Here is a 9824-nt window from a genome sequence, read left to right as displayed (position 1 = left end):
ATCATTTATTTTGTAGGCAAATTCAACAAATATAGTATTTAAAAGGGTTCTATGATATGATTTGGAAATCATGAATTAGATGAGGAGCAAATAACTAAAACAAATCTATCAATACCCTTTTTTGGTTATGGAAGAGACTTATTATTAGCAATTTGATAAAAAACCCTGAAAAGTGGAGTATTCAATATTAATGTAATATGGTATACATTTCTAGCGATAATTGACTTTCTTACTATTTTGAGTACATAAAAAAGATCGATTTTCTTTAAGATTTGTAGTCTATAAAAAAAGGGTTGTTACCTCGAAGTAGCATCCATGTTATTGTATAACACATAGGCATCTTCCGAATACATGGCTATATTTCCAGAGGCCAACTTTGGAGACATTGTCTTGTCAGTATAATCTATTACGAGATTTCCATTCCAGAAAACTTTGATATGATTGCCTATCATATCGACCTTGACTTTATTCCAGGTATTATACTTCAAGGCGGGTGTGGACTTTGTTACTAGGAATTTTTGACCATCCACTGGATCGGAACAGTTGTCGCAATCTTTCTTTCCAAGCTCAATTCCATTTGGTTTGACTAATAACCAGTAATAGTGAAAAGTATCAGAATATCTGAAGAATAACCAGCCAACCTCCCACATATTAGCAGGCGAGTTCTTTCGCAACGGTTGTACAGTGTTCATATCTACCTTCATTGAAAAATTGCAGAATTTATCCGTAGACTTTACCAATGCAGCGTGTGTTTCAGATGGGCTAGTAGATACCATTGGGCTTAGATAAAATACAGATCTCCAATCGACGTTCTTTACTCCTGTCGATCCATAGCCAGAGTATACATTTTTCCACTCTCCGTTAGGTGAAGTCTTACCTTCGCCCAAAAAGTACGTACTGTCAAAATTATCATATACACTTGCTCTACAAGATGATGGAGTGGTGGCAGCCGTCTGTGCAGTCTGAGATTCAGAATCGTCATCGTTTTGAGTATCAGTGTCGTCTTCCCTATTTAGTTGAGGTAAATCAAACGGCAAAATATTGTCAAATTTTTTCTGTATATTGTCATATACCGAAGAAGATATGCTAGAATACGCATTATTGTGGGTATCAATTCCTAAAATTGGAATCAACATTAAAAATGCGGCCAAGAATCCGACTGATTGAAATATTTTACAACGCTTGTAATTAGGTTTTTTTTGATTGAACAATTGTTATAGTTAAAAAATGATCGAATTTAGAGGAAACCCATCAATTCACAATAACACAAATCTCTTACGCCTTTTTATAATTTTGTTAACTAAGTTAAAGAACTATTATATTTCTATCCGTTCTTGATCTACTTTTGCAAACATATTTGATCTTTTCGCATTTGGTTCCAATAATCCAAATACATTTGAATTATTAAAGTTCTATTTGATGATTCAAAATAAGTTATTTAAAAGTTGCTTATGTTTTTCTCAGAAAAACGTTCAGCTTGTAAGATCATCATCCTCTTTAAAATATATTGCCTAATAGCAATATCCCATCTCACAATACATTCTGTATCTAGACAGTTTGTGAAATTCGATAGACGAATTGATTCGAGTGGTTTCCACCAGTATTAAACTGTATATTAACCAAAGTAATTAGCGATATTTTCTTATCAGACTATTCTACAATGTTTACAAATGGACTCGGACACTTTTGAAACTACAAATAAAGACTGGCGTAATTAATATGGATTAAGTATTTGATAGATGAATGCCAAGGGTATAGTTTTACTACATGAATGATGACTAACCATCAATCTGGTTTGTCAATTACCGTATCTATCTCAAAATTTCAATATATTTAGCAAATGATCCGGCGAGTTGTATCAGATAATTTGAGCTTGCAAACCGTACTATCTATTGTCTGCGAAATATAATAAAAGATAAATTTTGATTTAAAGAAGTATTGTCATGAATAAAAAACTTTTGGAGATTCTTGTCTGTCCGTTTGATAAGGTTACCTCCTTAGAGTTACTAGAATTTCAATCGGCCTCTGATTCGAAAATTCCCATTAGTGGGGATGAGAAGGCGGTGTCAAATGCATCCGATCCGACAGGGCCAGACCCTTCTACACTCACCAAAAGGCAAAACGACAATCCGATCCAAAAAGAGACTTTGCAGCAAATCGAAATAGTGGAGGAAGGACTGCTGCTTTGTAAGACTTGTCAAAGATTTTACCCAATTGTTGACGAGATTCCTATAATCTTACCTGATGAACTTCGAGATAAAAAGAAAGATATCGAATTTTTGAACAAGTGGAAAGAACGAATTCCTGTTGATTTGTTGACAAATTTAAAGCCCTGGTCGACATAGTTATCTTGCTAATCTTCCTTGTGCACTAAATCATTGATTCTATAAAATTAGGTTAGATTGAGGACTAGGTTGTAAATGGACGTCTCTACGTGATGTTATTGCTTCAATATATTGAATACCCAACAAAAGTTCTTTTATTTCACAACTTCTAATGCTTTATCTAGACTCATTATCACATTTTCAATTATCTCTTTTTCCTCTTGTTCTGGAAGGTCCTTTAACAATCTTTTGCGTGAATTGACCTGACCTTTTAGTAATTCCACTTTGTCCAAGCATACTGTATGAGACAATTCTATAAAGTGATAAGCGATGCCTTTGTTTTCCATTTCATTTTAGACGGCTAATAAAATTAAGAATATTGCTATTATTGTTATCTCTTACGATCCATATGTAGAATGTGTATATTTCTACTATCACGAACCATAGATATTGCACTAATTATCTAACAAAATCTCATCGTCGGGCCATTATGCCCCGTAAAAATTGGAGAAAATTTTTTAGGCTTACATTGTATTGCTACAACACTATCTTAGACACAAATAGCCTTTTTATACTAATTGTACGTCAAGTTATCATGACGACGACAAAATCTAAAACCAAATCAATGTTAACCGCAGCTTTTATTTTTGGTTTGATTATTACCGTAGCGAGTATACAATCTTTGAACATTTCAATCCCTGCTTACGGGCAAACCGATTTTCCTCCATTTGAGATCGGCGACATCATTGGACCAAATGAGAGTACAAGCCAGCTTCCAAACAACACTTCTGATTCATCAGGGAATTATAGTCCCGATACTGAAACAGATGACTGTGTAATGCCCCCTTGTCCTCCAGGTCATGCATGCATTCAAAGCTGCCCTTAAATTTTTTTCTTTTGCATACAAAAGTCTAATGATTCTGAAATCCTTTAAATAAATTCATTGTCTCTGACCTTCTAAAGATGATAAAACTTGATTTTCCTGATTTTCAACAGTATTAAAACAGAATTCAATTGTTTCTTACATACAGCAGCGGTTCTCTAATAGAGTCTTTATCACCACTAAAGTATCCATATCCATTCCCATCGCAAGAGGTATTTGAATTTGAACCTTGACTCATCAACGCATTCTTAACATTCAGAGGAGATGCGTCTGGATTATTAGACAAATACAGCGCAGCAGCTCCAGCAACATGTGGAGAGGCCATGCTTGTGCCGCTCATTGTAGCATAAGTATTTCCCTTGTAAGTAGAATAAATTTTTGTTCCAGGAGCTGCAATGTCAACAACTGATCCGTAGTTGCTGAAACTGGCCAGCGCATCATCTTTTCCGTACCCAGTGTCAGGACCATTTCCTCCACATTTTCCATCGCTATCTCCCACCGCAGAAACAGATATTACATTGGGGTTGTTGGCCGGCGAATTGGTAATAGCATCCTTTCCTGCGTTACCTGCTGCAACAACAAAGACTATACCTGCATTAACTGAATTATTGATTGCAGTATCAAATGCAGAGGATTTACATTCGCATCCTAGACTGAGATTTGCTACTTCGATTTGATTCGCATACTGGGTAATGTAATCTATTCCCTTGATTACAGTGGACAGCGGGCCAGTACCCTTGCTATCGAGCACTTTAATAGCCCAAAGTTTGGCACCTGGAGCCACCCCAACAGAACCAACTGTATTATCCTTAGCGGCGGCGATTCCAGCGACATGAGTACCGTGTCCGTTATCGTCGTTTGCAGTGGTGCTGGTTCGGCTTCCAAATAAGGAATAAAATCCTGTATTAGTAGTAACAAAAGACTTTTGATGGTACACGTTTAGGTCAGAATGTTTAAGGTCAATTCCTGAATCTAGTATTGCAATGTCAATGTCCACAATGCCATTGCCATTTCCAGATTTAGCTGAACTCATGTCAGCGTCAACTCGGTTAATTCCTGTTGGCACGGTTTGAGCAAATGCTTGAGTCATTACATCATTTTCGACATAGTCTACCATTGGAAGTCTCTCTATTGCCTCTATAACGCTCTCATTTGGAACTTTGACCGCAATTCCGTTTAACACTTTTTCGTAAACTTGTAGTAATTCGACTCCTTGAAACTCCAGTTTATCTGAAATGGTGGAAAAAAAATCAGACAGTCCTGAATCATCATCCTTTAAGACTACAATGTATTGATTAGGAATTTCTTTACCTGTTTCTGTATTTGGATCCGCAAGATATGTCGAAGGAAAATCAGTATAATCAGAAATTAAAGGCAATGAATTAGGTATATAGGAAGAAATTTGATTAAATTCACGTTCACTTTCGATTTCATCTTTTTCTTCCTCTGAGTTCTGACCAAAAATAGCATTACTAACTGAATTGGATGGAAAAGGTAACGAGTCGTACAACTGAATTCCTCCTTCTGACTCTAAATCCAAAATTGAATTATCGGATGCAGATTCATCGGATGAATCATCGCTCCCAATTTCTGCAGGATCATCGGAAACAAGATTCGATATATCGTACAACTCCTCTTCTGAAGGACTCTGCTCATTGTCAGAATTATCATTGTTGCCAAGGTTAAAATTCAAAAATGGAATATCAGGTAAACCAAAATCAAAAGCTTCGGCATTTCTTATCGATGCAGTGCTATAAAAGCTTAAAACTATCAATAAGAATAACATGCACAATTTGACATGTTGCCTGCTTTCGATATTCACACAATACTAATACATCATATTGATTTATGAAATATTGAAGACTTTAACAATGTTTACTTTCAGTGTTAGATTATGTTCGACTCGACGAATACCAAATTATGGAATATTCTTCTAAAAGATAAAACAAAAACAGATGATAAGAGATATACTTGCTTTCAGGTACACATAAAAAGATTTGGAAATCAAGCTAAATTAGCCAAGATTTGGCACAAAAAATACCAATTTATACCATATTACTAAAATAGGATAGTCTAAAATAATTTTGATTAATAATAAAAGCAGTTTTGAAAAATCAAATAAAAAAGGAAAGGTCTTATTGTTGACCTAATGCATTGTTACCGTCATTTAGATTAACGGAGAATGCCAAGTTGTTGCATGAAGCTACTGTATCGTTACCAGATCCACATTCTGATAATTGAAGTGTTTCTGTATCTTGACCAATTCCTTGAGCTGCTTCATTTGATTTTTTCTTCTTTTTGTCATGGTGATTGTCGCCGCCTGCAAATGCCTTGTTATCGATGGTGCTGCTTACTGCAACAATAGAACCCAAAAGGGCTGCTGCAACAAATATTGACATGATTGACAATTTTATTTTTTTATCCATGCAAAAATAACAGATTTATTATATAATTGGATTGTTTAATCTGATTCTGAAATAATCTTACTATAATAGATTCCTAAATAATTTATTGCTAAAAGTAATTTATATCTGACCCCAATACTGTTCACTTGAAAAACTTACATTCAGAGTTTATGAAGAATCTTTTCTTTTCCTAATCAATTACTTATTGTTTACCTCATCAAGTTGTCTTTTCAAATCTGCTATCATCTTATCCTTTTTCATAATTTCCTCCTCGGCGTACCTTAATTTCTCATAGGTTGGTCTAAGACGCTGAAATTCTTCAAGATCGAGTACCGTCGTGTTATAGGCGGTCGCTAAAATATTTCTTTGTTCTATCATCTGCTTGTATTGACGATCAAGCTGCACAATGTAGTTTACTCGTTCATTGACATAATTTTCCAACTCCAATATTGGTATACCTAAACTTTCAACCAGTTCCAAATGTTTTATCACCAAATCTAAAAAGTCTTTGACCTCAATCCGTTTTACAAAGCAGTGGATGTGAATTTTCTCAAAAATGGACTCTGCTAATTCGAGACTTATATCGAGCTTATTTAATCGGTTATGTATTCTAAGCGCATGAGATAAATCAAGTATAGTCAAATTTTCTTTTTTTAGTTTAACTGCTAATTCTCTCATTAAATCCAAATCCGGTACTTCAGTTCGTAATTCCTTGAGTATTGCTGAAACATGTCCTTGACTTAATCCATTTGCTAATGCGATCTCATCTCTTGAAAGTCCACTTAACCATTGGGCTAAGATTTTGGACTTTAGCGTATGCGGGATGTACATTTTAATCTATATTCTAAATTAATATAAAAGACTTGAATCTAGATGAGCCAGATAATAACTAATCTGATAGGTAGCCGATGTCTTGACGATGGGTAGCCGATGTCTTGACGATGGGTAGCCGATGTCTTGACGAAATCCATTACAAATTATAGGCATTTGTAATTTAATGAGTATTCTTAATATTGAGTATCTTATTAACTGTGAATAATTATACCGTATTAACTATTAGAAAATTATAGGTCAACAAGTTTATTGAACTGACCAAACAAAGATGTGCTCGGCATCCTTTAATGAACTAAAAATTTTAAATACTTTTATATTTTTTGATCAATATTGAGCAGAATTTTATTTACTTTTTTACTTTTAATTTTGGTACTGTCAATGCCTTTAAGCATTGGGCCAGTAACTATGATGAGCGTTCTAGCATCTACAGAATCTGACGACGAAATTCCACCTGAAATAACTGTTCCAGACGAACCCGTTGTAGCAGAAGCCACAGGCCCACAAGGCGCAGTGGTCAAATTTGTTGTTACAGCAACTAATTCCACTGGCGCACCAGTTGAGGTAAATTGCGTACCCAGTTCAGATACTTTATTTGCCTTGGGAACCACAACTGTTGAGTGCACTGCAGTTGATAGTGAAGGAAATGAGGCTGTTGAATCATTTGAAGTACGAGTCCAAGATACAACTCCTCCTACCTCGGAAATAGGGGTGGTTAAGACCGATTGGATGGGTCTGATAAATAACAATGAATTCACAATTTCTGATGATATCGGATTTCAATTTACTGGTTCTGATCTGGTTGGAATAAAAGGTTTTGAATGCAGCATTGATAACGGTAACTGGCGTCCAAGTACCATACAATACGGAGCGGTTGATAATGCAGGATGTTATTTCATGAACCTTGACTCGGGTCAACATACTGTTCAAATTCGTGCCATAGATACATCAGATAACATTGAGGTGAATCCACAAACATTTTCTTGGACAGTAATTCCACTCGAAAACTCAATATCAAACCTTCGAGACTTTGTGTCCACTATTAATTTACCAAACAACCTTCAGTTTGAAATTATAGATTCTTTAAACAGTGCACTTGGAAATGTTCAAGATGATGGTAGTTATGATCATCTGCTCTGTGAATATTTAGATTCATTTGCTTACAGATTTGCAGTGGCAACACTAGTAGATTCATTTAACCAAGACGTGACTAATTTTGTAGATAATTCGTATACTGCTATTAGAGATAGAACCGGTTGCAATCCTCCAACCGTAAGCCTGGAAAATGAAATTACTGTTGATGAAGGCGTGGATGGAGTTGTGTTGGATGCATCAGGCAGTTTTGACTCTAAGGATGGTAAGAATTTGGATTTTGAGTGGGAGCAAATTGCTGGATTATCTATGACATTGCAAGATGTCGATGAGTCAAAAGCCTCATTTGATACTCCATTGCTTGATGGAACAGCTAATCAAATATTGTTCTTCAAGGTAAAAGTTACAGACCAAAATGATCTGTCGTCTGAAAAAACAATCAAGGTAATCATACGAAACTTTGCACCCATTAACGAACCACCGGTAGCCGAAAGACAGGATGTAACAGCCAACAGTGGTGAACCAACCCCGATAACCTTGGAGGCTACAGATCCTCAGGGCAATGCTTTGACATATGCTCTGGTCTCCAATCCACGATCTGGCACTATCACAGACTTTAACGAAGATACAGGTAGCCTTGTCTATACCTCAAATGATGGATTCACAGGACAGGATAGGTTTACTTTCAAGGCCAGTGATGGAACAGTCGACAGCAACACAGCACCAGTAGTAATCACAGTAAATGCAGTTAACGAACCACCGGTAGCCGAAAGACAGGATGTAACAGCCAATAGTGGTGAACCAACCCCGATAACCTTGGAGGCTACAGATCCTCAGGGCAATGCTTTGACATATGCTTTGGTCTCCAATCCACGATCTGGCACTATCACAGACTTTAACGAAGATACAGGTAGCCTTGTCTATACCTCAAATGATGGATTCACAGGACAGGATAGGTTTACTTTCAAGGCCAGTGATGGAACAGTCGACAGCAACACAGCACCAGTAGTAATCACAGTAAATGCAGTTAACGAACCACCGGTAGCCGAAAGACAGGATGTAACAGCCAATAGTGGTGAACCAACCCCGATAACCTTGGAGGCTACAGATCCTCAGGGCAATGCTTTGACATATGCTTTGGTCTCCAATCCACGATCTGGCACTATCACAGACTTTAACGAAGATACAGGTAGCCTTGTCTATACCTCAAATGATGGATTCACAGGACAGGATAGGTTTACCTTTCAAGGCCAGTGATGGAACAGTCGACAGCAACACAGCACCAGTAGTAATCACAGTAAATGCAGTTAACGAACCACCGGTAGCCGAAAGACAGGATGTAACAGCCAACAGTGGTGAACCAACCCCGATAACCTTGGAGGCTACAGATCCTCAGGGCAATGATTTGACATATGCTCTGGTCTCCAATCCACGATCTGGCACTATCACAGACTTTAACGAAGATACAGGTAGCCTTGTCTATACCTCAAATGATGGATTCACAGGACAGGATAGGTTTACTTTCAAGGCCAGTGATGGAACAGTCGACAGCAATACAGCACCAGTAGTAATCACAGTAAATGCAGTTAACGAACCACCGGTAGCCGAAAGACAGGATGTAACAGCCAACAGTGGTGAACCAACCCCGATAACCTTGGAGGCTACAGATCCTCAGGGCAATGATTTGACATATGCTCTGGTCTCCAATCCACGATCTGGCACTATCACAGACTTTAACGAAGATACAGGTAGCCTTGTCTATACCTCAAATGATGGATTCACAGGACAGGATAGGTTTACTTTCAAGGCCAGTGATGGAACAGTCGACAGCAATACAGCACCAGTAGTAATCACAGTAAATGCAGTTGAACCAACTCCTGAGCCTGAGCCTGAGCCTGACAATGGCTCCGATTCACCAACAGAAGATGATACTACATCCAGACCAGAAACTAATCACGCCAGAGATGATACTACATCACCAGAAACAACAGAAGATGATACTACATCACCAGAAACAACAGATTCAACCACTTCTCCTACTCCTACTCCTACCCCTACCCCTACTCCTCCCAGTAGCTCCTCAAACTCTACAAATAGCAGCCCCGGTGGATTATTTTCTGATGGATTTCCAGGGTTTGCAGATAATATGAGAAACTTCTTTGGTGGAAATTAATTTAGGAGTTTGTGGTTACCAATATAGGAGTTATACCAATAACTCTATTGATTTTTAAAGAAAATCCTATTTTTTGTACTTAGTCTGGAAATCCTAATTTAGAAAAAGTATTTTAG

General features: G+C 37.2%; 9 protein-coding genes. 4 read left to right on the top strand and 5 right to left on the bottom strand.

The features are described from left to right. Positions 1-296: 296 nt before the first annotated feature. Positions 297-1151 (bottom strand): family 16 glycoside hydrolase, encoded by an 855-nt coding sequence (locus ACMT7R_RS05420; protein WP_415310520.1) that lies wholly within the window; start codon positions 1149-1151, stop codon positions 297-299. Between the two features lie 792 nt (positions 1152-1943). Here ACMT7R_RS05420 and ACMT7R_RS05415 point away from each other — a divergent pair. Next, positions 1944-2345: a Trm112 family protein gene (locus tag ACMT7R_RS05415; RefSeq protein ID WP_415310518.1), complete on the top strand. Its 402-nt coding sequence runs from the start codon at positions 1944-1946 to the stop codon at positions 2343-2345. A 134-nt stretch (positions 2346-2479) separates the two neighbouring features. Here ACMT7R_RS05415 and ACMT7R_RS05410 read toward each other — a convergent pair whose 3' ends face one another. Further along, on the bottom strand, positions 2480-2671 hold the full coding sequence (locus ACMT7R_RS05410) for a hypothetical protein (protein ID WP_415310516.1): 192 nt from the start codon (positions 2669-2671) through the stop codon (positions 2480-2482). A gap of 248 nt (positions 2672-2919) precedes the next feature. Between ACMT7R_RS05410 and ACMT7R_RS05405 the strand changes: the two genes are divergently transcribed. Then, entirely contained in the window at positions 2920-3210 is a 291-nt protein-coding gene (locus tag ACMT7R_RS05405; RefSeq protein WP_415310514.1) for a hypothetical protein, read from the top strand. A gap of 124 nt (positions 3211-3334) precedes the next feature. Here the strand turns inward: ACMT7R_RS05405 and ACMT7R_RS05400 are convergent, their stop codons facing one another. The 3 genes from ACMT7R_RS05400 to ACMT7R_RS05390 form a co-directional block, all read right to left on the bottom strand. Continuing rightward, complete coding sequence (locus tag ACMT7R_RS05400; protein WP_415310512.1) at positions 3335-5029, bottom strand: S8 family serine peptidase; 1695 nt, start codon at positions 5027-5029, stop codon at positions 3335-3337. A gap of 313 nt (positions 5030-5342) precedes the next feature. Further along, on the bottom strand, positions 5343-5633 hold the full coding sequence (locus ACMT7R_RS05395; protein ID WP_415310510.1) for a hypothetical protein: 291 nt from the start codon (positions 5631-5633) through the stop codon (positions 5343-5345). 177 nt (positions 5634-5810) lie between these two features. Next, positions 5811-6443, bottom strand: a complete 633-nt coding sequence (locus tag ACMT7R_RS05390; protein ID WP_415310508.1) for a hypothetical protein — start codon at positions 6441-6443, stop codon at positions 5811-5813. Between the two features lie 381 nt (positions 6444-6824). Here ACMT7R_RS05390 and ACMT7R_RS05385 point away from each other — a divergent pair, with 381 nt between their 5' ends. Together ACMT7R_RS05385 and ACMT7R_RS05380 are read left to right on the top strand one after the other, a co-directional pair. Beyond that, positions 6825-8792, top strand: coding sequence for an Ig-like domain-containing protein (locus ACMT7R_RS05385; RefSeq protein WP_415310506.1), 1968 nt, complete (start codon positions 6825-6827; stop codon positions 8790-8792). Then, complete coding sequence (locus ACMT7R_RS05380) at positions 8731-9708, top strand: tandem-95 repeat protein (protein ID WP_415310504.1); 978 nt, start codon at positions 8731-8733, stop codon at positions 9706-9708. The genes ACMT7R_RS05385 and ACMT7R_RS05380 overlap by 62 nt, the downstream gene beginning before the upstream one ends. Positions 9709-9824 lie beyond the last annotated feature (116 nt).

Source organism: Candidatus Nitrosocosmicus sp. FF01 (assembly GCF_047711275.1).
In the GTDB taxonomy this organism is placed as follows: Archaea; Thermoproteota; Nitrososphaeria; order Nitrososphaerales; family Nitrososphaeraceae; genus Nitrosocosmicus.
Note: the sequence above shows the minus strand (reverse complement) of the source record. Positions and strands in the feature narration are given on the sequence as shown.